25 protein-coding genes are annotated in these 25,375 nt (G+C 70.9%); 13 read left to right on the forward strand and 12 right to left on the reverse strand.

The window, feature by feature from the left end; genetic code table 11:
- The first annotated feature begins 3 nt into the window (after positions 1–3).
- The 3 genes from IEY56_RS27265 (at position 4) to IEY56_RS27275 (ending at position 2,037) form a co-directional block, all read left to right on the forward strand.
- The gene (locus IEY56_RS27265) at positions 4–846 is read left to right on the forward strand and encodes a carbohydrate ABC transporter permease (RefSeq protein ID WP_229712248.1); all 843 of its coding nucleotides are present in this window, start codon (positions 4–6) and stop codon (positions 844–846) included.
- Between the two features lie 8 nt (positions 847–854).
- The gene (locus IEY56_RS27270) at positions 855–1,769 is read left to right on the forward strand and encodes a carbohydrate ABC transporter permease (RefSeq protein WP_189039953.1); all 915 of its coding nucleotides are present in this window, start codon (positions 855–857) and stop codon (positions 1,767–1,769) included.
- Positions 1,770–1,884: 115 nt separating this feature from the next.
- Positions 1,885–2,037 carry a DUF6191 domain-containing protein gene (locus IEY56_RS27275; RefSeq protein WP_189039986.1) on the forward strand — a complete coding sequence of 51 codons (153 nt, stop codon included), beginning with the start codon at positions 1,885–1,887 and terminating at the stop codon, positions 2,035–2,037.
- 63 nt (positions 2,038–2,100) lie between these two features.
- On the opposite strand, the gene IEY56_RS27280 is transcribed toward IEY56_RS27275, so the two are convergent.
- The gene (locus tag IEY56_RS27280) at positions 2,101–3,576 is read right to left on the reverse strand and encodes an APC family permease (protein WP_189039954.1); all 1,476 of its coding nucleotides are present in this window, start codon (positions 3,574–3,576) and stop codon (positions 2,101–2,103) included.
- A 211-nt stretch (positions 3,577–3,787) separates the two neighbouring features.
- Positions 3,788–4,813: an ATP-dependent 6-phosphofructokinase gene (locus IEY56_RS27285; protein ID WP_045864858.1), complete on the reverse strand. Its 1,026-nt coding sequence runs from the start codon at positions 4,811–4,813 to the stop codon at positions 3,788–3,790.
- 296 nt (positions 4,814–5,109) lie between these two features.
- Between IEY56_RS27285 and pta the strand changes: the two genes are divergently transcribed.
- From pta to pyk, 3 genes are all read left to right on the forward strand, one after another.
- Positions 5,110–7,245 carry a phosphate acetyltransferase gene (pta, locus tag IEY56_RS27290; RefSeq protein ID WP_189039955.1) on the forward strand — a complete coding sequence of 712 codons (2,136 nt, stop codon included), beginning with the start codon at positions 5,110–5,112 and terminating at the stop codon, positions 7,243–7,245.
- 73 nt (positions 7,246–7,318) lie between these two features.
- A complete protein-coding gene (locus IEY56_RS27295; RefSeq protein WP_189039956.1) occupies positions 7,319–8,554 on the forward strand; it encodes an acetate kinase in 1,236 nt (411 codons plus the stop codon).
- A 61-nt stretch (positions 8,555–8,615) separates the two neighbouring features.
- On the forward strand, positions 8,616–10,043 hold the full coding sequence (pyk, locus tag IEY56_RS27300) for a pyruvate kinase (RefSeq protein ID WP_189039957.1): 1,428 nt from the start codon (positions 8,616–8,618) through the stop codon (positions 10,041–10,043).
- A 140-nt stretch (positions 10,044–10,183) separates the two neighbouring features.
- On the opposite strand, the gene IEY56_RS27305 is transcribed toward pyk, so the two are convergent.
- The 4 genes from IEY56_RS27305 to IEY56_RS27320 form a co-directional block, all read right to left on the reverse strand.
- The gene (locus tag IEY56_RS27305; protein WP_229712247.1) at positions 10,184–11,530 is read right to left on the reverse strand and encodes a hypothetical protein; all 1,347 of its coding nucleotides are present in this window, start codon (positions 11,528–11,530) and stop codon (positions 10,184–10,186) included.
- Positions 11,493–12,125, reverse strand: coding sequence for a DUF6114 domain-containing protein (locus IEY56_RS27310; protein ID WP_189039959.1), 633 nt, complete (start codon positions 12,123–12,125; stop codon positions 11,493–11,495). Before IEY56_RS27310 ends, IEY56_RS27305 begins: the two co-directional genes overlap by 38 nt.
- Positions 12,126–12,235: 110 nt before the next feature.
- On the reverse strand, positions 12,236–12,853 hold the full coding sequence (locus IEY56_RS27315) for a DUF6230 family protein (RefSeq protein WP_189039960.1): 618 nt from the start codon (positions 12,851–12,853) through the stop codon (positions 12,236–12,238).
- Between the two features lie 646 nt (positions 12,854–13,499).
- Positions 13,500–14,459 (reverse strand): tetratricopeptide repeat protein, encoded by a 960-nt coding sequence (locus IEY56_RS27320; protein ID WP_189039961.1) that lies wholly within the window; start codon positions 14,457–14,459, stop codon positions 13,500–13,502.
- 186 nt (positions 14,460–14,645) lie between these two features.
- On the opposite strand from IEY56_RS27320, the gene IEY56_RS27325 reads away from it, so the two are divergent.
- The gene (locus tag IEY56_RS27325) at positions 14,646–15,359 is read left to right on the forward strand and encodes a TetR/AcrR family transcriptional regulator (RefSeq protein WP_189039962.1); all 714 of its coding nucleotides are present in this window, start codon (positions 14,646–14,648) and stop codon (positions 15,357–15,359) included.
- 58 nt (positions 15,360–15,417) lie between these two features.
- On the opposite strand, the gene IEY56_RS27330 is transcribed toward IEY56_RS27325, so the two are convergent.
- The 4 genes from IEY56_RS27330 to IEY56_RS27345 form a co-directional block, all read right to left on the reverse strand.
- Positions 15,418–16,692 (reverse strand): APC family permease, encoded by a 1,275-nt coding sequence (locus IEY56_RS27330; RefSeq protein WP_189039963.1) that lies wholly within the window; start codon positions 16,690–16,692, stop codon positions 15,418–15,420.
- A 131-nt stretch (positions 16,693–16,823) separates the two neighbouring features.
- Positions 16,824–18,524 (reverse strand): coenzyme B12-dependent isobutyryl-CoA mutase large subunit, encoded by a 1,701-nt coding sequence (gene icmA, locus IEY56_RS27335; RefSeq protein WP_189039964.1) that lies wholly within the window; start codon positions 18,522–18,524, stop codon positions 16,824–16,826.
- A gap of 114 nt (positions 18,525–18,638) precedes the next feature.
- Positions 18,639–18,980: a DUF3817 domain-containing protein gene (locus IEY56_RS27340; protein WP_189039965.1), complete on the reverse strand. Its 342-nt coding sequence runs from the start codon at positions 18,978–18,980 to the stop codon at positions 18,639–18,641.
- 73 nt (positions 18,981–19,053) lie between these two features.
- On the reverse strand, positions 19,054–19,632 hold the full coding sequence (locus tag IEY56_RS27345) for a MarR family transcriptional regulator (protein WP_189039966.1): 579 nt from the start codon (positions 19,630–19,632) through the stop codon (positions 19,054–19,056).
- 178 nt (positions 19,633–19,810) lie between these two features.
- Between IEY56_RS27345 and IEY56_RS27350 the strand changes: the two genes are divergently transcribed.
- Positions 19,811–20,704, forward strand: coding sequence for a GNAT family N-acetyltransferase (locus IEY56_RS27350; RefSeq protein WP_308424182.1), 894 nt, complete (start codon positions 19,811–19,813; stop codon positions 20,702–20,704).
- Positions 20,705–20,981: 277 nt separating this feature from the next.
- Positions 20,982–22,001 (forward strand): ArsR/SmtB family transcription factor, encoded by a 1,020-nt coding sequence (locus tag IEY56_RS27355; RefSeq protein ID WP_189039967.1) that lies wholly within the window; start codon positions 20,982–20,984, stop codon positions 21,999–22,001.
- Positions 22,002–22,011: 10 nt separating this feature from the next.
- On the opposite strand, the gene IEY56_RS27360 is transcribed toward IEY56_RS27355, so the two are convergent.
- Both IEY56_RS27360 and IEY56_RS27365 read right to left on the reverse strand, forming a co-directional pair.
- Complete coding sequence (locus IEY56_RS27360; protein WP_189039968.1) at positions 22,012–22,305, reverse strand: MTH1187 family thiamine-binding protein; 294 nt, start codon at positions 22,303–22,305, stop codon at positions 22,012–22,014.
- Positions 22,302–22,688: a DUF3817 domain-containing protein gene (locus tag IEY56_RS27365; protein ID WP_189039969.1), complete on the reverse strand. Its 387-nt coding sequence runs from the start codon at positions 22,686–22,688 to the stop codon at positions 22,302–22,304. The genes IEY56_RS27360 and IEY56_RS27365 overlap by 4 nt, the downstream gene beginning before the upstream one ends.
- Before the next feature lie 94 nt (positions 22,689–22,782).
- Between IEY56_RS27365 and IEY56_RS27370 the strand changes: the two genes are divergently transcribed.
- From IEY56_RS27370 to IEY56_RS27385, 4 genes are read left to right on the forward strand one after another with little or no spacing between them, the layout of a single operon-like run.
- Positions 22,783–23,421, forward strand: coding sequence for an AIM24 family protein (locus IEY56_RS27370; protein WP_189039970.1), 639 nt, complete (start codon positions 22,783–22,785; stop codon positions 23,419–23,421).
- Positions 23,421–24,071 (forward strand): AIM24 family protein, encoded by a 651-nt coding sequence (locus tag IEY56_RS27375; RefSeq protein WP_189039971.1) that lies wholly within the window; start codon positions 23,421–23,423, stop codon positions 24,069–24,071. Before IEY56_RS27370 ends, IEY56_RS27375 begins: the two co-directional genes overlap by 1 nt.
- Complete coding sequence (locus IEY56_RS27380) at positions 24,068–24,844, forward strand: AIM24 family protein (protein ID WP_189039972.1); 777 nt, start codon at positions 24,068–24,070, stop codon at positions 24,842–24,844. The genes IEY56_RS27375 and IEY56_RS27380 overlap by 4 nt, the downstream gene beginning before the upstream one ends.
- A 47-nt stretch (positions 24,845–24,891) precedes the next feature.
- Entirely contained in the window at positions 24,892–25,368 is a 477-nt protein-coding gene (locus tag IEY56_RS27385) for a MarR family winged helix-turn-helix transcriptional regulator (RefSeq protein ID WP_189039973.1), read from the forward strand.
- Positions 25,369–25,375 lie beyond the last annotated feature (7 nt).

Genomic DNA, 25,375 nt, shown 5'->3' on the forward strand with positions numbered 1-25,375 from the left:
GCCCTGCGCTGGCTGCCGATCGCCCCCGCCACGCTCCTGCTCCTGCTGTTCCTTGCCGGGCCGATCGCGTACTGCGTCTACATCGCGTTCACCGACATGCAGCTGACGGGCCAGGCGTCGGCGTCCTTCGTGGGCTTCGACAACTTCGAACGGGCCTTCGGTGACGCGAAGTTCATCAACGCCGTCGTCCTGACCCTGATCTTCACGCTCATCTCCAGCATCCTCGGCCAGAACACCCTCGGGCTGACGCTGGCGGCCCTGATGGCGAGAGCGTCGAAGACCGTACGGTCCGTGACCGGGGCGGTCGTCATCAGCGCCTGGGTGCTGCCGGAGATCGTCGCGGGCTTCCTGCTCTACACGTTCTTCAACAAGGAGGGCACGCTCAACGCCGTGCTCGGCTTCCTGAACCTGCCGTCCCAGAACTGGCTCTACACGCTGCCGATCGTCGCGGTCTCCTTCGCCAACGTCTGGCGCGGGACGGCGTTCTCGATGCTCGTGTACTCGGCGGCGCTCTCGGAGATCCCCAAGGAGGTCACCGAGTCCGCCGAGGTCGACGGGGCGGGCGCGTGGCAGCGCCTGTGGCACATCACGCTCCCGATGATCCGCCGCTCCATCGGCACCAACCTGATGCTCAACACCCTGCAGACGCTCTCGGTGTTCGGGCTGATCTGGGCGATGACACGCGGCGGCCCGGGAGGCCGCAGCGAGACCCTGCCGATCTTCATGTACGACCAGGCGTTCAACAAGTCCCTCATCGGTTACGGCACCGCGGTGGCGCTGCTCCTGCTCGTGGTCGGCGCGCTGTTCTCGGTCGTCTATCTGCGCCTGATGCGCGAGGAGGTCTGAGGCCGGCGATGACCGCGATCCACGACTCCGTACCCGGCACCAGCGGAAGCCGGAACCCCTCGGCCGCGACGGGCCGCCGTCCCTCCCCCGGCCGCAGGCTCAGCAGGCCCGTTCGGCAGCGGCTCGCCGCCGACGTCGGGCTGCTCGTCATCGTCGCCTCGTTCGTACTGCCGCTGCTGTGGCTGCTGTTCGCGTCGGTGGACAAGCAGCCCGGGATGACGGTGAACCCGCCCAGCTCCCTCACCACGGACAACTTCTCAGCCGTGCTGACGGACGAGATCACCTTCACGCCGATGCTCAACAGCCTGCTGCTGTGCGGCGGGGCGACGCTGATGACCGTCACGGCGGCGGCCCTCGCCGCCTACCCGCTCTCCCGCTACCGGGCCCGCTTCGCACGCCCGTACCTGCTGACCATCCTCTTCACGACGTGCCTGCCCATCACGGCCGTCATGGTCCCGGTCTACGGCCTGTTCGTGCAGACGAACCTCATCGACACGATGCACGGCACATCGTTCTTCCTCGCGACGTCCCAACTGCCGTTCGCCATCTGGCTGATGAAGAACTTCATGGACGGCGTTCCCGTGGCGCTGGAGGAGGCCGCGTGGACGGACGGAGCGAGCTGGCTCCAGGCCCTGGTCCGCGTCATCCTCCCGCTGATGGGCCCCGGCTTCGCGGTCGTGACCGTGTACAGCTTCATCATGATGTGGGGGAACTTCTTCGTCCCCTTCATGCTCCTCATCAGCCCGGAGCAACTCCCGGCGTCCGTCAGCATCTTCACGTTCTTCGGTAACTTCGGCTCCATCGCCTACGGCGAGCTGGCTGCGTTCTCGATCCTGTACTCCACGCCCGTGCTGCTGCTCTACATCCTCATCTCCAAGCGCCTGGGCGGCGGCTTCACCCTGGGCGGCGCCGTCAAGGGCTGAACGGTGGCGCGGGCCGGGGCCGTACGGCCGGCCGCGCGGCGCCCGGTGTTCGCGCGGTAGGAATCCACCGCGGCCGGAAAGCCACGGGCACACTGACGCATGGGCTTGACCACTCGTGACACTGCCCGGCCTGGCCATGCTGCTCCTCGCGGCAGTCGCCGTGGACCAGATGCTGCTGCGGGACGACGAGGAGGACGGCGCACCGCCGGACCGCACCGTCGTCGATCTCGGCAGCGGCACGGCGGTCGTCCGCCTGCCCGCCCCGTAGGGCCTGTCCCGACGGATCTCGCCGTACCGGGAGGGGGCGCGTCCCTACCCCTTCTTCAGCACGTCACCGGGGTTCCCGGCCGGTCAGGTGCCCGCTGGAGTCCCCGGCGTCGCGGTCGCCGGCCGGCGGCTCGCCGCCACGCGCTGCGACGCTCGCGACGAGGCGTTCCTCGGCGTCCGCGCCCGGCGTGATCTTCGGCAGCCGCCACACCAGCAGCGCACCGGCCAGCCACCACCCGCCGACGATGGCCCACTCGGACGGGAAGTCGAGCGCGGCGGGCATGCCCGGCAGGTACAGCACCCCCAGGCCGAGGCTGAGCGCCAGCGCCGTCCATCCGACGACCGGACCGGCGGGCGTGGTGAACGGGCGTTCCATCGCCGGCTCGCGGCGGCGGAGGATGAGGAAGCAGAGGACGACCGCCGTGTAGGCGACCACGATGTTGATGCCGCCCGCGTTGACGAGCCATGTCAGCATCGGCTCGCCGAACAGCGGCGCCAGCACGGTGAGCAGGCCGATCGCCAGGACCGCGTTGCTGGGCGTGCGGTAGCGGGGGTGCAGCTTGCCCAGCCAGGCCGGCAGCATCCGCGACTCGGCCATCGCGTACACGAGCCGGCTGGCGCCGATGAGGAAGGCGTTCCAGCTCGTGAAGATGCCCGCGATGCCGCCGAGGATCAGCAGGTCGCCCATCGCGGGGCTGTCCCACAGCTTCGCCATGCCGTCGGCCGACGCCAGGTCCGCGTCGGCGAGTTCGGCGGGGCCCAGGCCCGAGCCGACGGTCAGCATGATCATCGCGTACCAGCCCGCCGCGCATGCCACGGAGACCACCAGCAGCTTGCCCACCTGCCGGTGGGGCAGGTTCACCTCGGAGGCCGACTGCGGGATCACGTCGAAGCCGACGAAGAGGAACGGCACGGCCACCAGCACCACGAAGAGCCCGGAGACCCCGCCTGTGAACAGCGGCTCCATCTTCCCGGCCGAGCCGTTCGTGAGGGAGCCCACCAGCAGCAGCGCCCCCGCGCCGAGCAGGAAGAGGACCGCGACGGTCTGGAAGACGCTGGCGGGGCGGATACCGAAGTAGTTCAGCGCGGTGACCACCACGGCGGAGCCGGCGCCGACCGCCACCCAGCTCAGGTAGACGTCGTATCCCGCGACCGACCACAGATGGACGGAGAGCATGTCGGGGAAGAGGTAGAGCACCGTCTCCGGCAGCGCCACCGCCTCGAAGGCGGCGACCGAGACGTAGCCGAGCAGCATCGCCCAGGAGACGACGAACGCGCCGCGCCCGCCGAGGGCCCGCAGCCCGTAGTGGTGCTCGCCGCCCGCGTGGGGCATCGCGGAGACCAGCTCGGCGTAGCACAGGCCCACCAGCATGATCACGAAGCCGCCGAGCACGAACGCGAGTGCCGCGCCGCCCGGACCGGCCTCGGTGATGAAGTCGGAGGTCAGGACGATCCAGCCGAAGCCGATCATCGCGCCGAAGGCCAGGGCCAGCACGTCGGCACGTCCCAGTACGCGTACGAATCCGCCGTCGTTCGCCATGGCCGTAGTGCACCGCACGATGCGGACGCTTGTGTAGTCCGCGCACGTCACAGATCGGTTTCGGCCATCCTGCGCGCCGTCGCAGCCGGTGCCGGGCAGCGGAAAGGCCGGCCGCGGACGGCGCGGCCGGCCTCCTTCGCGGCGAGCCGCTCAAGGCCCGCAGCCGGACGGCCGGGCCGCGCCAGGCGGCGTCAGCGGACCGGCCCGGGCGTCAGTACACCGACTCGGCCTCGTCCATGCGGTCCTGCGGGACGCGCTTGAGCTCGCTCACCGCGTTGGCCAGCGGGGTCATGACGATCTCCGTGCCGCGCAGCGCCGTCATCTGGCCGAAGTCCCCGCGGTGCGCCGCCTCGACGGCGTGCCAGCCGAAGCGGGTGGCGAGGACGCGGTCGTACGCCGTGGGCGTGCCGCCGCGCTGCACGTGGCCGAGAATGACCGGCTTGGCCTCCTTGCCCAGGCGGTGCTCGAGCTCGCTGGCGAGGCGGTTGCCGATTCCCACGAAACGCTCGTGGCCGTACTGGTCGATGACGCCCTTCTCGTAGGGCATCGACCCCTCCGCGGGGTGCGCGCCCTCGGCGACGCAGATCAGCGCGAACTTCTTCTCGCGGGCGAAGCGCTCCTCGACCATCTTCACCAGGTCGTCGACCTCGAAGGGCCGCTCCGGGATGCAGATCCCGTGCGCGCCGGCCGCCATGCCGGCCTCCAGGGCGATCCAGCCGGCGTGCCGTCCCATGACCTCGACGACCATGACGCGCTGGTGCGACTCCGCGGTGGTCTTCAGCCGGTCCATGGCCTCGGTGGCGACGCCGACGGCCGTGTCGAACCCGAAGGTGCGGTCGGTCGCGGAGATGTCGTTGTCGATGGTCTTGGGCACGCCGACGACGGGCAGCCCCGCGTCCGCCAGCATCCGCGCCGCGGTGAGCGTGCCCTCGCCGCCGATGGGGATGAGCGCGTCCAGGCCGAGGCGGTCGATGAGCTCCTCGGAGTTGTCGCAGGCCTCGCGGAGCCGGTCGCGCTCCAGGCGCGCGGAGCCCAGGATCGTCCCGCCGCGCGCGAGGATGCCCGCGACGTCGTTGGTGTCGAGCGGGCGGTAGCGGCCGTCGAGGAGTCCCGTGAACCCGTCTTCGAAGCCGATGACTTCGTCACCGCGGTCGTGCACGGCCCGGTGGACTACGGAACGGATCACGGCGTTCAGACCGGGGCAGTCGCCGCCTGCCGTGAGGACTCCGATGCGCATGGGGGTTCTATCTCCTGATCGGTGAGTGACCCGCGTGTACGGGCCGGGCTGCTCGGTCCCGAAGGGAGCCGAGGGGAGTGTTTCATGTGTTGAACGCGGGCCGCACTGCCCGTCCGCCCACCGGACTCGCTCCGCACCGCGCCTCCGCCCGGGCGCTGCGGCGGTCCGGCCGCGACGGGCACGGACGAGCGCGGGCGTGCGTTCTCCGTGCGGAATGCGGGGAGTCCCTCCGGGAACCCACTATTCCACGGCCGGCTCCCCCGGCCGTCCGGCCAACGACGAGAGGTTGACCACGCGTGACGCGCAGCGTGTACGTGACGGGCATCGGCCGCGGCGACGGCCGCCAGGTCGTGGAGCTCGGAGTCATGGAGCTCCTGACCAGGCAGGTGGACCGGGTGGGGCTGTTCCGTCCGCTGGTGCACGAGAACACCCCGTCCGGGGACCGCCTCTACCAGCTGCTGCGCAGCCGCTACCGCCTCACCCAGCCTCCGGAGACCGTCTTCGGGATGAGCTACGAGGAAGGCGCGGCGCTCCAGGCGGAGAAGGGCGTGGAGGAGCTGGTCGCCCGCCTCGTCGAACGGTTCCACGCGGTCGCCGCGGACCACGAGGCGGTGCTCGTCCTCGGCACGGACTACGCCGACACCCAGCTCCCCGCGGAGCTCGCCCTCAACGCACGGCTCGCCAACGAGTTCGGGGCGCCGGTGCTGCCCGTCGTCTCGGGCAAGGGCCAGAGCGCCGAGTCCGTCGCCTCGGAGGTGCGCAACGCCCACCACGCCTTCGCCTCCCTCGGCTCCCACGTCGTGGCGACGATCGCGAACCGGGTCAGCGGATCCGAGGCACGTGAGACGTCCCGGCTGCTCGACGGGCAGCTCCCGGAGCCGGTGTACGTGCTGCCGGAGGAGCCCGCCCTGTCAGCGCCGACCGTCGCCCAGGTACGGGACAGGCTCGGGGCGGAGCTGCTGCTGGGGGTTCCGGAGGCCCTGGGCCGTGACGTCCGCGACTTCGTCTTCGGCGGCGCCCACCTGCCGGTCTTCCTGCCGGCGCTGACCGAGGGCTGCATGGTCATCACTCCGGGCGACCGGGCCGACCTCGTCGTCGGCGCGCTGGCGGCCCACGCGGCGGGCTCCCCCGCCATCGCGGGCGTGGTGCTCACCCTCGGCGAGCGGCCCGGCGCGGAGACCATGGCACTGGCAAGCCGTCTCGCCCCGGGCACGCCCGTACTGGCCGTACCCGGCGGCTCGTTCCCGACGGCGGCGGAGCTGTTCGCCCTGGAGGGGAAGCTCACGGCGGCCACGCCCCGCAAGGCGGAGGTCGCCCTCGGCCTCTTCGAACGGCACGTCGACACCGCGCAGTTGACGCAGCAGCTCGCCGTGGAGCGGGGCGCCCGGATCACCCCGATGATGTTCGAGCGCGAACTCGTCGAGCGGTCCCGCTCGGACAGGCGCCACATCGTCCTGCCGGAGGGCGGCGAGGAGCGGGTGCTGCGTGCCGCGGAGGTCCTGCTGCGGCGCGACATCTGCGATCTGACGCTGCTCGGCGAGCCGGACGCCGTCCGCAGGCGCGCGGCCGAACTGGGCGTGGACCTGGCCCTTCTCGCCGACGGCGAGCTGCCGCCGGCGGCGCAGGCGTCCGCGCGGATCGTGGACCCCCAGACGTCGCCGCTCCGGGAGCGCTTCGCCGAGGTGTACGCGGAGCTGCGCTCCCACAAAGGCGTCACCTTCGAGCTCGCCCACGACGTCGTCGCGGACGTGTCGTACTTCGGGACGCTGATGGTGCGCGAGGGCCTCGCGGACGGCATGGTCTCCGGTGCCGCCCACTCCACGGCGGCGACGATCCGCCCCGCCTTCGAGGTGATCAAGACGCGTGAGGACGCGTCGACCGTCTCCTCCGTCTTCTTCATGTGCCTCGCCGACCGCGTGCTCGTCTACGGCGACTGCGCCGTCGTCCCCGACCCGGACGCGCGGCAGCTCGCCGACATCGCCGTCCAGTCGGCGGCGACGGCTCGGCAGTTCGGCGTGGAGCCCCGCATCGCCATGCTGTCGTACTCGACGGGCACCTCGGGCTCGGGTACGGACGTCGACAAGGTGCGGGAGGCGACCGCGCTCGTCCGGCAGCGGCAGCCGGAGCTGCTGGTGGAGGGCCCCATTCAGTACGACGCGGCCGTGGACCCGTCGGTCGCGGCGGCCAAGCTCCCCGGCTCGGAGGTCGCGGGCAGGGCGACGGTGCTGGTCTTCCCGGACCTCAACACCGGCAACAACACCTACAAGGCGGTGCAGCGCAGCGCGGGGGCCGTGGCCGTGGGCCCCGTCCTGCAGGGGCTGCGCAAGCCCGTGAACGATCTCTCGCGCGGTGCGATGGTCTCCGACATCATCAACACCGTGGCGATCACCGCCGTGCAGGCCCAGCAGAGCGGTTCGCCGATACGGCGGTGACGCCGTCCGCCGCCGCGGTCACCGGCCCCCTCGTCCGCAGCCGTCCGTCCCCTCCCAGAAAGCGGAGCCCCAAGTGACCGCCACCCGCGTCCTCGTCCTCAACTCCGGTTCCTCCTCGGTGAAGTACCAGCTCCTGGAGATGACCGACGAGTCGAGACTCGCCGCCGGCCTGGTGGAGCGCATCGGCGAGCGTCAGTCGAGGCTGACGCACACCCCCCTCGCGACGGGAGGGGAACGGCGGGAGCGCGTCGAGGAGTTCGCGGACCACGAAGCCGCGCTGCGTGCCGCCGCGGAGGAGCTGGAGGCCGACGGCCTCGGCCTGGACGCACCCGAGCTGGCCGCCATCGGGCACCGCGTGGTGCACGGCGGACGGTCGTTCACCCGCCCCACGCTCGTCGACGACGACGTGCTCGCCGAGATCCGCCGGCTCGTCCCGGTGGCGCCGCTGCACAACCCGGCCAACCTGACGGGGATCACCACGGCGCAGGTCCTCAACCCCGGGCTGCCGCAGGTCGCGGTCTTCGACACCACGTTCCACACGACGATGCCGGAGCACGCCGCCCGCTACGCCATCGACGTCGAGACCGCGGACGCGCACCGGGTGCGGCGCTACGGCTTCCACGGCACCTCGCACGCGTACGTCTCCCGCCGCACCGCCGAGCTGCTCGGCGCGGACCCCGCGGACGTCAACGTGATCGTGCTGCACCTGGGCAACGGGGCGTCCGTGTCCGCGGTGCGGGGCGGCAGGTGCGTGGACACCTCGATGGGGCTGACCCCGCTTGAAGGCCTGGTGATGGGTACCCGTTCCGGAGACGTCGACCCGGCCGTGGTCTTCCACCTCGTGCGGGTGGCCGGCATGACGGTGGACGAGGTGGACGAGCTGCTGAACAAGCGGAGCGGACTCGTCGGACTGTGCGGGGACAACGACATGCGGGAGATCCGCCGCCGTATCGAGGAAGGCGACGAGCGGGCACGGCTCGCCTTCGACATCTACATCCACCGGATCAGGAAGTACATCGGGGCGTACTGCGCCGTGCTCGGCCGTGTCGACGCCGTGGCCTTCACCGCGGGAGTGGGCGAGAATTCGCCCCCGGTGCGCGAGGCGGCGCTCGCGGGCCTCGAAGGCCTCGGCCTGGCCGTCGACCCGGCTGCGAACGCCGCGGAGGGTCCCGCCGCCGAGGGCCCTCGGCTGATCTCGCCCCGGGGCGCGCGGGTCGCGGCGGCAGTGGTACCGACCGACGAGGAGCTGGAGATCGCACACCAGACGTACGCGCTGGTCACCGGAGCGGACGCGCACCGCACCGCCTGACCGCGTGATCCACTTCACCCCCGATACGTTCCGCGTTTGAACAAACCGTTAGGATCGTCCTATGCGCCGTTCCAAAATCGTCTGCACCCTGGGCCCAGCCGTCGACTCCTACGACCAGCTGAAGACGCTGATCGAGGCCGGTATGAACGTGGCCCGCTTCAACATGAGCCACGGGACCCACCCGGAGCACGAGGAGCGGTACGACCGCGTCCGCAAGGCGGCCGAGGAGACCGGCCGGGCCGTCGGCGTCCTCGCCGACCTGCAGGGCCCCAAGATCCGTCTGGAGACCTTCGCCGAGGGGCCCGTGGAGCTCGTCCGCGGCGAGGAGTTCACGATCACCACCGAGGACGTCCCCGGTGACAAGACGATCTGCGGCACCACCTACAAGGGGCTCCCGGGCGACGTCACCAAGGGCGACCCGGTCCTCATCAACGACGGGAACGTCGCGCTCCAGGTCACTGAGGTCGACGGCTCGAACGTGCGCACCATCGTCATCGAGGGCGGCGTGATCTCCGATCACAAGGGCATCAACCTGCCGGGCGCCGCCGTCAACGTCCCCGCCCTGTCCGACAAGGACGTCGAGGACCTGAAGTTCGCCCTGCGGATGGGCTGCGACATGGTCGCGCTGTCCTTCGTCCGGGACGCGACGGACGTCCGCGACGTACACCGCATCATGGACGAGGTCGGGCGCCGGGTCCCGCTGATCGCCAAGGTGGAGAAGCCCCAGGCCGTCGCGAACATGGAAGACGTCGTCATGGCCTTCGACGGCGTGATGGTCGCGCGCGGCGACCTGGCGGTCGAGTATCCGCTGGAGCGGGTGCCGATGGTGCAGAAGCGCCTCATCGAGATGTGCCGCCGCAACGCCAAGCCGGTGATCGTGGCGACGCAGATGATGGAGTCGATGATCACCAACTCCCGTCCCACGCGCGCCGAGGCGTCCGACGTGGCCAACGCGATCCTCGACGGGGCGGACGCGGTGATGCTCTCCGCCGAGTCCTCGGTCGGGCAGTACCCCGTCGAGACGGTCAAGACGATGTCGAAGATCGTCGAGGCCGCCGAGGAGGAGCTGCTCAGCCGCGGCCTCCAGCCGCTCGTGCCGGGCAAGAAGCCCCGCACGCAGGGCGGTTCGGTGGCACGCGCCGCCGCGGAGATGGCGGACTTCCTCAACGGCAAGGCTCTGGTGGCCTTCACGAAGTCCGGCGACACCGCGCGGCGGCTCTCCCGCTACCGGGCCTGCCAGCCCATCCTCGCCTTCACCACGGAGCCCGAGACGCGCAACCAGCTCACGCTCAGCTGGGGCGTCGAGACCTACGTCGTTCCGCACGTGGAGCACACCGACGAGATGGTCGAACTCGTCGACGCGGAGCTGCTGAAGCTCCAGCGGTACGACGCCGGCGACACCATGCTCATCACCGCCGGCTCGCCCCCCGGCGTACCCGGCACCACCAACATGGTGCGGGTCCACCACCTCGGCGGCACGCAGGACTGACGCCCGCCCCGGGTGCCGCACGCCCGCGGCACCCGGCGCGGCGGCACCTTCCCGCAGCGACGAAAGTGCCCGCGACCTCGGTGAGGTCGCGGGCCCTTTCGTCTGCCTGCCGGTGCCGCCGGGCTTCGCCGGCGCTCCGGTCAGTCGATGCTCTGCTTCAGCCCCGGAACGGTCAGGTTGCCGCCGAACTGGCCGGCCTGGCTGACCTCGACGTTGGTGAAGTACGCCTCCGGGATGTTCAGCGGCGGCGGGTGCTCCGGGTCGAAGGTGATCGGGATCAGCCCGAAGAGGTTCCCCTTCAGCCGCTCCGTGTACATCGTCACCTGGCCGTCGCGGATGGTGGACGTCGAGCCCTTGGCCGCGCGGACGTGGTACGTCGTGCCGTCGGCAGCCTCGACGATCTGGTGCAGGTCGCCGATGTCGACGCTCTCGGCCGTGAACTTCAGGGCCTGCTTCGTCTTGCCGTTCGCGGTACGGAGGTTGACCACGCCCTTGTAGTCGAGGCCGTGCAGCCCGAGGGAGCTCGCCTCCAGCGTCCAGGGGTCGTTGGGCAGCGTGGCGGGGGTCTGCTCGTCCTCGCCCTTGTCCTTCTTCGCCTCGACGCAGGGGAAGGCCTTCTTGCCGTCCGCGCCCGCCTTGCCGGACTCCGCCTTGCCGCCGGACAGCCCGTCCTCGGCACCCTTCGCGGCCTCGCCCAGCTTGTCGGTCGTGTCCTTCAGCCCGTCGCCCACCTTGCCGACGGTGTCCTCGACGGGCTTGGAGCCGGACTTGGACGAGGAGGATCCCGAGTCGGACGGCGAGGGGCTCGCAGCCTTCTCCTCCGCCTCCTTCTCGGCCTTCTCCTTCTCGGCCTCCTCCTTCTCCTTCTCCTTCTTCTCCTTGGGGCTGAGGATGTCGCCGATCGCGTCGCCGATGCCGCCGAGGAAACCGCCGTCGTCCTCGCCCTCGTCCTCGTCGTCCCCTTCCTCGGGGTCCGACGGGCTCGGCGAGGGCTCGGGCTCCTCGGAGCCGCCGCCGCTGCCACCGCTGCCACCGCCGGAGGCGGGAGGCTCGGACGGATCGGGCTCAGGCTTCTCGGACCCGGAACCCGAACCGGGCTCGTCCGTGCCGGCGTCGCCGCCGGGCGCGTCCGCGCCGCCGTCCTGGTCCTGGCCCTTGCCGGCCTCGTCCTTCTTCTCGTCCTCGGCGTCGTCCTTGTCGGGCTGGGAGACGCAGGGGCCGGGCTTGAAGGGGTTCTTGGGCAGCGGCTTGGCGTTCGCCAGCTGGGGGGTGAGCCCCATGCCCATAAGGACCGCGGACGGCATCGCCGCGATGGCTATCGCCTTGCCCGCGGGGACATGCAGACGGGTCAGCAGCGGCTTCCTCGGAGCCGCGTGGCGCGGTCCGGTTCTCCCGCGGCCGGCGTCGGGCGCTGCTTGCGCCGACGAACCCGCCTCCTCATGCACCTCGTCACCCGGCACGGTGCCTCCCGTTCCCGTGGTTCGCATCGGCTCCGGACGAGGGAGCCGTTCCAAAGACTGAAAGGTCGTCCTGGGCCGTGCCCGTAAGGCGTGCGCCCGAGCCCGTCTCCTTGCCCTCCCCGCCTGCTGAACCGGACTCCGAGGAGGCTGCGGGGCCCGTGAGCCCCGTCTCCGTCGTGCCCGCGCCCTGGGGTCCTTCCGCGGCGCTCTCACGCCCGGCCGGCGGTTTCCCCGGCGCCCACGCGACTCCCAGGGCGCCGCCGAGCAGCCCCAGCAGGAAGCCGATCATGAAGGCGCCCACGTTCGACACGACCAGAGAGACCAGCGACAGCAGGATCGCCGCGATCCCGGCGAACACCCGCGACTGCGGCTGGAACCACATCGTCAGCCCGAGTACGACCAGCAGCACACCGATGATCAGCGAGCCGGCGCCTGCCGTCGTGGACATCCGGATGGTCAGCGAACCCAGAGTGAAGTTCTGGTACGGGATGTACATGATGGGGATACCGGCGAGGAGCGTCAGCAACCCGCCCCAGAACGGGCGCTGTCCACGCCACGCCCGGAACGAACTGCGCTTCTGGCCGAATCCGGAAGTCGGCCTTTGTCGCGTCTCGGCGCTCATGTCGTACAGCTCCTCGGGACTGGCACAAAGCTTGCGGTGGTGGAGCCGACCGACGGGCGCGGAGCGGCAAGGAGCAGCCGCTCCGCACTCGTGCGGTCAGTGAGTGCCCGTCAGTAGCACTCGTTCTTGCCCTTCTTCACGTTCATCTTCAGGCCGCTGAGCTTGAACGTGCCGGCAGTCGTCGCCCAGGCGCGCTGCTTGACATCCGTGAATGTCGCAGTGTCGGCCTGCTGCGCGAACGAGCCGGGCAGGTACTTGTCGCCCTTGTTCGGACCGGGACCCTTGGTGGTCTCGTCCGCGGCGACGCCGATGTCGACGTTCTTGAACTCCGCGTTGGCGGCTATGTCGTCGGCGTCGACGTAGAGCTTCTTCGCCTCGACCTCCGGGCCGCCGGCAGCACCGGCGCCCAGCTTCATCGTCACGTCGCCGAACGCCGGGACCGGCACGACGACGGACTGGCAAAGGTTCCTGATCTTCGCCGAGTTGAAACCGACAACCGCGACGGCCTTCTTACCGGCCTTCGTCGAGTCGACGGCTCCGTACTGAACGAACCCGGTGCCTTCGAGCTTGTCGGCAGCAATCTTGAACTGCTGCCCCGAAACGCTGAACGACGCCGCCAGCGCGCCCTGCGAGAGGGCGACGCCTATCGCTGCGGTCGCAGCGACACTCGGCACCATGACGACGGCGAACCGCTTCCATCTGGTCCCGCCACGAGCCAGGGACTCCATGACTTTCCTCCTTCTCGGACGTACATCTCCGGCCTGGACGGACCGCTCCTGAAACGGCCCGCTCCCTGACCTGGGATGGGAGAAGTGCTACGTCCTCGGGAAGGAGAGCGCCGTCATCGACTGGCGTACCGGGTACGCCATGTCCGAGCTGTCGGCGATCACCCCCGAGCGACAACCACTGGCCACGCTCACGCGCAACCTGCTTTGTTCGGACAGGCTCCGCCAGTTCGGCGGAGACCCCCCTGCCCGGAAGACCGGCGGTGGTACTGGATGGGGCTCAAGCTTGCTTGCCGGTCTGCTCGGTGGGGATCCAATGCCAGCGGTGCGCCGAATGGTTGCCGGGCTGCGGGCAATGGACCGAGCTTGGCCGATCGTGGTCCATCCGAAGGCTGCGCACAAGGGGGTGCGTTACCAGCGAGTAACGGCCAGATAACCGGACGGCGGCCGATCAGCATAGAGCAGACACACAGGGTCGTCACCCTCTGGGCGCCTGGCCTGGAATCAACCCGGACATCAACGACCAAAGGCCGCCTGATCACTTACTACGAGTAACAGCGGCTGCGATTACCAAAACTTGGTAAAACACAGCCGCTGATGTCGCTAAAACCATGTGTCGTGACGGTGCGTATGTGACGGGGCGTGCCGTTCAGAACAGCACGCGGGCCAGTGCGCTACGCGCAGTGACCACACGCGGGTCTTCCGCACCGATCACCTCGAACAAGTCAAGAAGGCGGACTCGCGCGGCCTCCCGGTCGTCACCCGCCGTCCTCTTCACCGTCTCGACGAGGCGGCCGAACGCGTCCTCGACGTGACCGCCCGCCATGTCCAGGTCCGCCGCGCGCAGTTGGGCCTCGACGTCGCCGGGGCGGTCGGCAGCGTCCTTGCGCACCTGCTGCGCGTCCAGCCCCTGCACCCGGCCCAGCAGTTCGGCCATGGCCAGACCGACCCGCGCCTCGACGTTGCCGGGGTCGTCCGCCAGGACGTTCCGGTACGCCTGGACGGCGCCGTTCAAGTCGCCGGTGTCCAGGGCCTGCTGGGCAGCGACGAGCGCGGGGTCCTCCGGCGCGGCGGGCTCCTCGGCCGCCTGCTCCCCGTCGCCCTCGGCGACTCCTTGCAGGCCGGTGATGCCGAAGCGCTGCTCGGAGACCTGGATCAACTGGTCGAGCGTCTGGCGGATCTGGGCCTCCGGAGCGGCGCCCTGGAAGAGGGGCAGCGCCTGGCCGGCGACCACGGCGAAGACCGCGGGAATGCCCTGGACGCCGAACTGCTGCATCAGCATCTGGTTCTTGTCGGCGTCGATCTTCGCGAGCAGCACGCGCCCCGCGTACTCCCGCGTCAGCCGCTCCAGCACGGGCGAGAGCTGCTTGCACGGCTCGCACCACTCGGCCCAGAAGTCGATGACGACGGGAACCTCGGCGGAGCGCTGCAGCACCTCCGCCTCGAAACCCGCCTCGTCGACGTCGATCACCAGACTCGCCGGGGCGTCGGCTCCGCCCCGTTCGGCGGCAGCGGCCCTCGCCTGCTCCGCCTTCTGCTTGGCCTCACCGGCCGCCTTCACCGCGGAGAGGTCGACCGCTCCGCTCATGGACATGTTGCGTGGCTGCATGAGTCCAGTCTCCCCCTTCCGCGCGGTGCTGTGTGCCGGGTCCCCACCCGGCGGCTGGTCGTCGCACCGGAAGTTCCCCGTTCCGATACGTTCCGTAGCGTATCGGTTGCGCCCCCGGGTGATGCAAGTCCCCCTGGAGGCTCCCGTTGTCCCCCGCGGCAATTCCGGCCGATATGGTCTGTCGGCATGCCGTCCTCCGCCCCCACACCCCGCCGCGTCGGCAGGCCGCGCAGCGCGCAGGCAGACGCCGCCATCATGGACGCCACGCGTGCGGCGCTCGTCGAGGTCGGGTGGGGCAAGCTCACCATGGGGTACGTCGCCGCACGTGCCGGAGTCGCCAAGACCACCCTCTACCGGCGCTGGCAGAGCAAGGGCGAGCTCGTCGTGCACGCGGTCGCCGCCCTCTTCGACGAGCTGGAGCTGCCGGACCGGGGCAGCCTGCGCGCGGACATCCAGGGCGTCGTGGTCTCCTTCGCCAAGATGCTCCAGCGGCCCGAGACCAACGCCTCGCTGATGGCCGTCGTCGCCGAGTCCACCCACGACCCGCTGCTGCGGGACCTCATCAGGGAAGCGATCGTCGACCGGCAGAAGCTCCTCGTCGTGCAGGGGCGCGAGCGGGCGCAGGCGCGCGGGGAACTGCCGCCTGACTCCGCGGACCCGGAGGAGAACGAGCGGTTCGTCGACCTGATCTTCGACGCCGTCGCAGGAGCGGTGGTGCACCGGACGCTGGTCAGCGCCGAGCCGGTGGACCAGCAGTGGGCGGAGGCGTTCACGACGCTCCTGCTGCACGGTCTGGTCGCCGTCTCCGCTCCCGGGCCCGACGCGGAGGACGGTTCCGGTCCCGGCTCCGATCCTTCGTCCGGCTCCGGCGGACACGCGGAGGGCGGCGGCCCCGGCTGAGGGTCCTCGCCCTCGGTCCGGCCTCCGGGACGGGCCCGTGCGGCCACGTCCGGCCTTCTCAGCCGCGGTCCGCCAGTGCGCGCCGCGCTCCGTGCACGGCGGCGAGCAGGGCCAGGACGGCGCTCCCCGCGACGATCGCGGGCCATGGCAGGGAGAAGGCCAGCAGCAGGCATCCGGCCAGGCCCACGGCGGGGACGGCACGGCGGGGGCGTCCCTCCGCGGAAGTGAGCGTCCAGGCAGAGGCGTTGGCGACCGCGTAATAGACGAGCACCCCGAACGACGACAGCGCGATCGCGCCCCGCACGTCCACCGTCGCCGCGAGCACGGCCACCACCGCCCCGACGACCAGGTCCGCGCGGTGCGGTACCCGGAAGCGCGGGTGCACCGCGGCCAGCGCCCGCGGCAGATGCCCGTCGCGGGCCATCGCCATCACTGTCCGCGAGACGCCCAGGACCAGAGCGAGCAGCGCACCGAGCGCGGCCACCACGGCGCCGGCGCGTACGGCCTGCGGCAGCCCCGGCACTCCCGACGCGAGGGCCGCCTCGCCGAGCGGCGCGGCCGTACGGGCCGCCTCCGCGGGCCCCAGCACCGCCAGCACGGTCAGGGCGACGGCCGCGTAGACGCCGAGCGCGATGCCCAGCGCCAGCGGAACGGCGCGCGGGATGGTGCGCGCGGGGTCGCGGACCTCCTCACCGAGTGTGGTGATCCGGGCGTACCCCCCGAAGGCGAAGAAGAGGAGTCCGGCGGCCTGGAGGACGCCGGCGGGACCGCCGTCGGTGCCGCCGCCCAGCCGTGCCGCGTCGGCCTGCCCGGAGGCGAGCGAAGCGGCCACGACCGCCGCGAGCACGGCGAGGACGACGGCGACGACGGCACGGATGAACCAGGCGGACTTCTGTACGCCCGCGTAGTTCACCGCGGTCACGGCGACCACGACGCCGCAGGCGACCGCGGGCGCCTGGCCGGGCCAGGCGTAGTAGCCGACGGTCAGCGCCATCGCCGCGCACGACGCCGACTTGCCCACGACGAACGCGCACCCCGCCAGATAGCCCCAGAACTCCCCGAGCCGCTCCCGGCCGTAGACGTACGTACCGCCCGCGGCCGGATAGCGCGCCGCCAGCCGCGCCGAGGACGTCGCGTTGCAGTACGCCACCAGCGCGGCCGCCGCCAGGCCCCACAGCAGACCGGACCCCGCGGCGGCGGACGCGGGAGAGAGCACGGCGAAGATCCCCGCGCCGAGCATGGCCCCCAGGCCGACCACGACGGCGTCGAGAACGCCCAACTCCCGCCGCAGCCGCGGCTCTCCCCGCTCGGAGCCGCCCGACGAGTCCCTCATGGCCGCTCCTCACGCATACAGATCGGCGGTGCTCCCGGCCATTCTGACGGGGAGCACCGCTCGCGGAGGCCGCCCCCGGGCCGGAGCGGCCGCGGTGGGGGCGGCGGATCGGGAGGGAGCAGGGCCCTCGGTCAGAAGACCGGCGGCTCCGTGTAGACGCCCCACTCGTCGCGCAGCGCGTCGCAGATCTCTCCGAGAGTGGCCTCGGCCCGCACCGCGTCGAGCATCGGCTCGATCATGTTGGCGTCGCCGCGCGCCGCCTCCATCATCCTGCCGAGCGCCGCGGAGACGGCGGCGTCGTCGCGCTTCTCGCGGCGGGCGGTGAGCGCGCGCACCTGCTCGTGCTCCACCTCGTGGCTCACCCGCAGGATCTCCAGGTCGCCGGTGACCGAGCCGTGGTGGCAGTTGACCCCGACGACCTTCTTGTCCTCCTTCTCCAGCGCACGCTGGTAGGTGAAGGCGGCCTCGGCGATCTCGCCTGTGAACCACCCGTCCTCGATGCCGCGCAGGATGCCCGAAGTGATGGGGCCGATGGCGTGGTTGCCGTCCGGGACGGCCCGACGGCCGCGCTCCTTGATCTGCTCGAAGATCTTCTCCGCGTCGGCCTCGATACGGTCGGTCAGCGCCTCGATGTACCAGGAACCGCCCAGCGGGTCGGCGACGTTGGTGACGCCGGTCTCCTCCATGAGCACCTGCTGGGTGCGCAGGGCGATTTCCGCGGCCTGCTCGCTGGGCAGGGCCAGCGTCTCGTCCAGCGCGTTGGTGTGCAGGGAGTTGGTGCCGCCCAGCACGGCCGCCAGTGCCTCGACCGCGGTGCGGACGACGTTGTTGTACGGCTGCTGCGCGGTGAGCGAGACACCGGCGGTCTGGGTGTGGAAGCGCAGCCACTGCGCCTTCTCGGTCACCGCGCCGTACTCGTCGCGCATCCAGCGCGCCCAGATCCTGCGCGCGGCGCGGAACTTGGCGATCTCCTCGAAGAAGTCGACGTGGGCGTCGAAGAAGAAGGACAGACCGGGCGCGAAGGTGTCGACGTCCAGGCCGCGGCTGAGGCCGAGTTCGACGTAGCCGAAGCCGTCCGCGAGGGTGTACGCCAGCTCCTGCGCGGCCGTGGAACCCGCCTCGCGGATGTGGTAGCCGGAGACCGAAAGCGGCTTGTACGCGGGGATGTCGCGGCTGCAGTGCTCCATCAGGTCGCCGATCAGCCGCAGATGGGGCTCGGGCTGGAAGAGCCACTCCTTCTGCGCGATGTACTCCTTGAAGATGTCCGTCTGCAGGGTGCCGTTGAGCACGCCCGGGTCGACGCCCTGCCGCTCGGCGGCCACGAGGTACATGCAGAAGACGGGCACCGCCGGGCCGGAGATCGTCATCGACGTGGTGACGTCGCCCAGGGGGATACCGGAGAAGAGCACGTCCATGTCGGCGGCGGAGTCGATGGCGACACCGCAGTGCCCGACCTCGCCGAGCGAGCGGGGGTCGTCGGAGTCGCGGCCCATGAGCGTCGGCATGTCGAACGCGACGGACAGGCCGCCGCCGCCCGCCTCCAGGATCATCTTGTAGCGCTCGTTGGTCTGCTCGGCGTTCCCGAACCCGGCGAACTGGCGGATCGTCCAGGTGCGTCCGCGGTATCCGGTCGGATACAGACCGCGCGTGAACGGATACTCGCCGGGCCAGCCGATCCGCTCGAAGCCCTCGACCGCGTCGCCGGAGCGCGGACCGTACACGGGGTCGACGGGGTCGCCGCTCAGCGTGGTGAAGTCGGCGTCCCGCTTCCGGGCGGCGTCGTACCGGGACTGCCAGCGGCGCCGGCCCTCTTCAATCTCGTGTGCGTCCATGTCTTCGAATTTACTTGGACGTCCTAGTAATTGTCGACCGACCGCTCAGGCTGACAGGTGGGACAAGGGGGGCAGCTGAGACCGCCGGGGAGGGCGCCGTGCGGGCTTGCCGCCCTACGCCTTCGCGGGGGACGTGCGCCCGTCCCGGTCCTCCTCGACCAGCGGCGCGACCTCGCGCACGACCTTGCGCTCGACGAAGAAGGCAGCGGTCGGAATCGTCCCGGAGAGCAGGATCCAGAGCAGCTTGCCGAACGGCCACCGGGCCTTCTGTCCCAGGTCGAAGGCGAAGACCAGGTACAGGATGTACAGCAGGCCGTGCGCCTGGGAGACCATGAACGTGATCTCCTCGCCGGTGCCGAAGCCGTACTTGAAGATCATGCAGGTGCACAGGACGAGCAGCATGACGGCGGTGACGTACGCCATCACGCGGTAGCGGGTCAGCACGGACTTCTTCATGGGACGAGCGTAGCGGTGGGCCCGCCGGGTCCTCACGGCGCCCCGGTCCCGCTCCCCCGCCGGGTGCTGAGCCCTACTCCCCGGCGGAGCCGGAGGGGCGGTCGGCGGCGCGGCGGCCTCCGGAGCTCTCGCCGGTCCCGCCGGTCCCGCTGGAGAAATCCTCGGCGGCGATCCGCAGCGGCCTGAGCATCGAGAAGATCTCGCCGCACTCCTCCGCGTCGTACACGCTCAGCCCGAAGTCCACGGCCATGAGTTCGCGCGTCGCCGCCTCGCACACCTCGCGGCCCCTGTCCGTGATGGAGGCGAGGATCCCGCGGCCGTCCTCCGGGTTGGGGCGCTTCGCGACGAGGCCCGACTTCTGCAGCCGGTCGACGGTGTTGGTGACCGAGGTGGGGTGCACCATCAGACGCTCGCCGATCTTGGACATCGGCAGCTCTCCCGCCCGGGAGAAGGTCAGCAGCACGAGCGCCTCGTAGCGGGCGAAGGTCAGTCCGTACGGCTTGACGACCGCGTCGACCTGCGCGAGCAGGATCTGCTGGGCACGCATGATCGAGGTGATCGCGGCCATGGACGGGACCGACCCCCACCGCTGCTTCCACAGCTCGTCGGCGCGGGCGATGGGATCGAACGTCAGGCTGAGCGGCTTGGACACGCCATAGACCCTAGTCTGCGCCCACATGGCGGCCATAGCCGTCTCACAAGACGGGCCGCTCACCGCACTCCGTGCCGCGGCGAAAAGCACTTGTGCCTGCTCACGGCCGCACGGAGAGTTACGCCATGCCCACGCCTCTCCATGTGAGACCGGCCGCCCCGGGGGACGCGGCTGGGGTATGCGAGCTGCTCAACACCGCCTACGCCGCCGAGACCGGCAGCACCGGGACCGATCCGCACACGGTCGCGAGCGACCTCGAACACCCGCAGGCGGACCTGGCCCGCAACTCCTGGCTCGCGTTCCGGAGCGGCGAGCTGGTCGCGTACGGGCTGCTGTGGAACGACTCCGGGGCCGAACGCGTCGACGTCGACCTCTACGTCCAGCCTGGCCACGAGGACGCCGGCGGGCGGCTCCTCCCGCTGATGGAGGCGCGTGCCGCGGAGAACGCGGCGGAGGCGGGCTCGGACCGTGCCGTCGTCCATCTGACTCTGGCGAGCCGCACCACCGTGGACACCGGCGAGCTGAGGAGCCGCGGCTGGCGGACCGTACGCCGCCACGACGTCCTCACCCGCGTCCTGTCCGCCACCGAGGACACCCCTCCCCCTCCCCTCGGCGGGCTGGCTCTCCGAGACTGCCGGGACGAGGCCGACCGTCGCCGCGCCCACGAACTCGTCGAGGAGACCTTCGCCGACCACTACGACCACCATCCGCGCCGCTACGAGGACTGGCTGGACGACCTGGGACAGGGCATGGACTGGTCGCTCGTGTGGATCGCCGCGCTGGAGGGCCGGGGGGGGGCGTGGCCGTGCTCCTCACCCGCGACGACCGCTCGGCCACGGCCTGGATCCACAACCTGGGCGTCCGGGACTCCGCCAGGGGTCAGGGCCTCGGCGGTCGTCTGCTGCGGCACGCCTTCGGCGTCTACGCGGCCCGCGGCCGGGAGAGGATCGGCCTCGGCGTGGACACCGGAAACGCGACGGGCGCGCTGCGCCTCTACGCCGCCCACGGGATGACGCTCCACTTCTCCGCCGAAACGTGGGAGACGACCCTGCCCGCCGCTCCGGCCCGTTGAGTCAGGGCCCCTTTCCCGTTCTTCCGTGCGCGGCGGACAATACGGCCGGTCTGAGGCCGGGATGGCCGGATGACGGGGCAGCCGGGGTAGCGCGGTAGCGGGGTGGGACGCGAACGCTGTTCACGGGGAGGGCGTGCCGGAAGCCTGTCGCCGCCTGCCACGCCCCTCCAGGCCGTGTCGTGTGCTTCTCCGTGGGCCCACGACGCCGGCTACGAAGATCCAAACGACCCGCCCTGGCCTTTCGGCACTGGGCGGATCACGGCTCCCGGGGGACGTCATGCCAGTGCATCTCCGGTTCGGCACCGACGACCTGCTGCGCTGCCGGTTCGCCTTCTCACCCCTGTGCGAGACGCACGGGGCGGTGCGGACGCTGAGGCGCGCCGACGCGCACGCCTGCCACCTGCCGTGGCTCCGCAGAATCCACTCCGCCGTACGCGAACTCGACCTCTCGCCGCTGTGGCTGCTGATGCCGCGGCACGGCGGCTACACCCCGGACTTCCTCAGCCCGCCCGCCCCGGAGTCCGGCGGCGCCCCGGCGGACATCGCGGACGAGCTGGAGCGCGTCCGCGGCACCGACCCTTCCCTCGTCGGCGCGGAGCTGCGCCGCTCGCTGGCGTGCACGCCCGGCGCCGCCGCGTCCGCCGCCGGGCGGGCCATGCTGGACGACCCCGCCCGAGCAGTGCGGGAGCTGGCCGACCTGACCGAACGCGCGTGGCACGCCCTGATCGCCCCGGACTGGTCCCGGCTGCGCAGCCTGCTGGAGGCCGACATCGCCCACCGCGCCCAGCAGCTGGCCGAAGGAGGCCTGGAGCGGCTGTTCGCGGACCTGCATCCGCGGCTCTCGTGGAGCCGGGGCACGCTGTCCGTGCGCGGCGGCGTCGGGCAGGAGGCGCAGCAAGTGCAGGAGCTGCGGGGACGCGGGGTACTGCTGACGCCCAGCGTCTTCGTCTGGCCGGACGTGGCGAGCGGGTTCTCCCCGCCCTGGCAGCCGGCCGTGCTCTACCCCGCCCGCGGCGTGGGCAATCTGTGGCAGCGGCCCACCGCGGGCGCCGAGCAGGCCCTGTCGCGGCTGCTCGGCGCCAACCGCGCCGCCGTACTGGGCGCGCTGGACGGCCCCGCGTCGACGACGGCACTGGCCGCCCGCCTCGGGCTCGCGCCCTCGTCCGTCTCCGCGCACCTCACGTCACTGCGCGACGCCGGGCTGCTGACGTCGCGCCGCGTACGTCACCAAGTGCTGTACGAGCGCACGGCGCTGGGCATCGCGCTCCTCTCCGGGGGCGCGGAACCCGAGGGGTGACGGGGAGGGCTCAGCCCGAGAGATGACGCTCCACGGAGTCCACCTTCGAGGTGAGCCCGTCCGTCACGCCCTGCCGGATGTCGGCCTTGAGCACGAGCGACACCCGCGGCGCGCGCTCCTCCACGACCGCGACCGCCTTCCGCACGACCTCCATGCACTCGTCCCAGTCGCCTTCCAGCGACGTGAACATGGCGTCGGTGCGGTGCGGAAGGCCGGACTCGCGGACGACGCGGACGGCGTCGGCGACGTACTCGCCCACGTCCTCGCCCACCCCTATCGGTGTCACGGAGAAAGCGACGATCATGACTCGGCCGCACCCGCGTCCTGCTCCTTGCGGGCGCGGGCGGCGATGACGCCGGCCTCCTCCTCGCGGCGGAGCTGCTTCTCCGCGAAGAAGCCGCCGGTCGGCAGCACGGCCATGAGGAACATCCAGGCGGCGCGGCCGAGCGGCCAGCGCACGCGGTTCCACGCGTCCGCCCAGAACAGCATGTACAGGACGAAGAGCGCACCGTGCACGGCCCCGAGGACCGGTACGGGGTTGAGGCCCAGTTCGGGGATCCGCTTGACCACCGAAGCCACGAGGAGCAGCAGGAAGGAGATCGCCTCGGGCGTCGATACCAGGCGGAGGCGGCGCAGGGCGGAGACCGACTTGGGCGGGAGACCGGTGGGGTTTTCCAGGATGGCCACGGCAGATCCTCGATCGTTTGTGAAGGGAAGCACAAGCGCTCGCCATTGTGGCAGCCCCTGCCCTCACCCGCCCAGCCCAGGGTAGGTTTCGCCTGTGGCTCAGTTCCGACTTCACAGCGCCAAGGTGCTCGCCGTGACGATGAACGGCGATGCCGTAAAGGCAAAGAACGGGTCGATGGTCGCCTACGACGGCCAGATGGCCTTCAAGAAACTGTCCGGCGGCGGCGAGGGGCTGCGCGGGATGGTGACCCGGCGTCTCACCGGTGAGCAGATGACGCTCATGGAGGTGAAGGGGCAGGGCACCTGTTACTTCGCGGACCGCGCCGCCGACATCAACCTGGTCCAGCTCGACGGCGAGACCCTGCACGTGGAGGCCAGCAACCTGCTCGCCACGGACTCCGGCCTGCGGACCGGCACGAGCTTCACCGGGCTCCGCGGCGCCTCCCAGGGCAACGGGCTGTTCACGACGACGGTCGAGGGCACGGGCCAGGCGGCGCTGATGTCCGACGGCACCGCGGTCGTGCTGCGCGTCGCACAGGGGATGCCGCTGCAGGTCGACCCCGGGGCGTACATCGCGCACCAGGGCAACCTGCGGCAGGACTTCCAGACCGGTGTCAACTTCCGCACCCTCATGGGCGAGGGCTCCGGGGAGTCCTTCCAGATCCGCTTCGAGGGAGACGGGCTGGTCTACGTGCAGCCCAGCGAGCGCAACACGCTGGGAGGAGAAGTCTGATGCCGTTCCGCGAGATCAGCTCGAAGATGGTCGAGGCCCAGGTGATGCCCGGGCAGCGGATGTTCAGCCAGCGCGGCGCCATGATCGCCTACAAGGGGGACGTCCGCTTCACCCCCAACATGCAGGGCGGGCAGGGCGGGCTGATGAGCATGATCGGCCGGCGCGTGGCCAACGAGGCGACACCGCTGATGACCGTCGAAGGACAGGGCACCGTCATGTTCGGCCACGGCGGGCACCACGTCGAGGTGATCGAACTCGACGGCGACACCCTCTGCGTCGAGGCCGACAGGCTGCTGGCCTTCGACGGCACCCTGGAGCAGGGCACGCTCTTCCTCGGCTCCGACGGCGGCGTGATGGGCATGGTCCGCGGCCAGGTCAGCGGCCAGGGCCTGTTCACGACGACGCTCAAGGGCAAGGGCGCCGTGGCGGTGATGGCACACGGCGGCATCATCCAGCTCCCCGTCACCCCCGGGGCATCCGTCCACGTCGACCCGCAGGCGTACGTCGCGCACCACGGCGACGTACGCAACAAGCTGTCGACCGCGCTGGGCTGGCGCGACATGGTGGGCCGCGGCTCCGGCGAGGCCTTCCAGCTCGAACTGTCCGGAAACGGGGCAGTGTTCGTACAGGCGAGTGAGGAGAAGCTGTGACCACCGCACCGCAGGTCCTGGACGTCACCACGCTGCCTTCCAACGACAACGTCAACAGCTACACCTTCTGCGTCGACCTCGACGGGCAGTGGTTCCTGCAGAAGGGCAAGATGATCGCCTACTACGGGCAGATCGACTTCAACGGCGTCGGCCACGGCCACCTCGACCGGCTCGTCGCCACCAGCTTCCACTCGCCGCTGCACGCCGGGGAGTGGGTCGTCGCCGAGGGCAACGGCAAGATGCTGCTCGCCGACCGTGCCTTCGACGTCAACTCCTACGACCTGGAAGACGGCAACCTGACCGTGCGCTCCGGGAACCTGCTGGCCTTCGAGCCGTCGCTGTCCCTGAAGCAGTCGATCATCCCGGGGTTCGTCACGCTCATCGGCACGGGGAAGTTCGTGGCCGCGTCCAACGGCGAGGTGCACTTCGTCGAACCGCCGGTGCGCGTCGATCCGCAGGCCCTCGTCGGCTGGGCCGACTGCCCCTCCCCCTGCCACCACTACGACCACGGCTACCTCAAGGGCGTACTCGGCGGCATCCGCGCCATGACCGGCATCGGCGGCGCGTCCGGCGAGGAGCACCAGTTCGAGTTCGTGGGGGCGGGCACGGTGCTGATCCAGTCCACCGAGGTGCTGATGGCCGAGCAGGCCACGGGCGCCGTCCCGCACGAGGCGGGCGTGCCGGGCGGCGGTCAGCACGGCGGAGGGCAGGGCGGCCAGAGCCCGCAGATGCCGGGCCAGCTCGGCAACCTGCAGAGAAGGTTCGGGCTATGAGCACATCCGTGCGGTCTTCGGACAAGCCCTGGGTAAAGTCTCCTGGTATGGACACCGACAACGGCACCCGTTGGCTCACCGGGGACGAGCAGCGTGCGTGGCGCATCCACCTGGACGTCAGCCGCCTGCTCATGTACCAGCTGGAGCGCGACCTCCAGCCGTTCGGCCTGACCATGAACGACTACGAGATTCTGGTCAACCTCTCCGAGTCCGACGAGCACCGGATGAGGATGAGCGACCTGGCGGCCGCGACGCTCCAGTCCAAGAGCCGGCTGTCCCACCAGATCACGCGCATGGAGAAAGCGAACCTGGTGCGCCGGGAGAGCTGCGAGTCGGACAAGCGCGGGCTGTTCGCCGTGCTCACCGAGGAGGGTTGGGAGACGATGCGCGGCGTCGCCCCCCACCATGTCGCCTCGGTGCGGCGGCACTTCATCGACCAGATGGCCCCCGCGGACCTGGAGCACCTCTACGAGACCCTGCGCCCGGTCGCCGAGAAGCTGCGCAACGAGCGGGGCCGTCCCTAGGCTCTGT

It is taken from the genome of Streptomyces daqingensis (assembly GCF_014645895.1).
GTDB classification, from domain to species: Bacteria; Actinomycetota; Actinomycetes; order Streptomycetales; family Streptomycetaceae; genus Streptomyces; species Streptomyces daqingensis.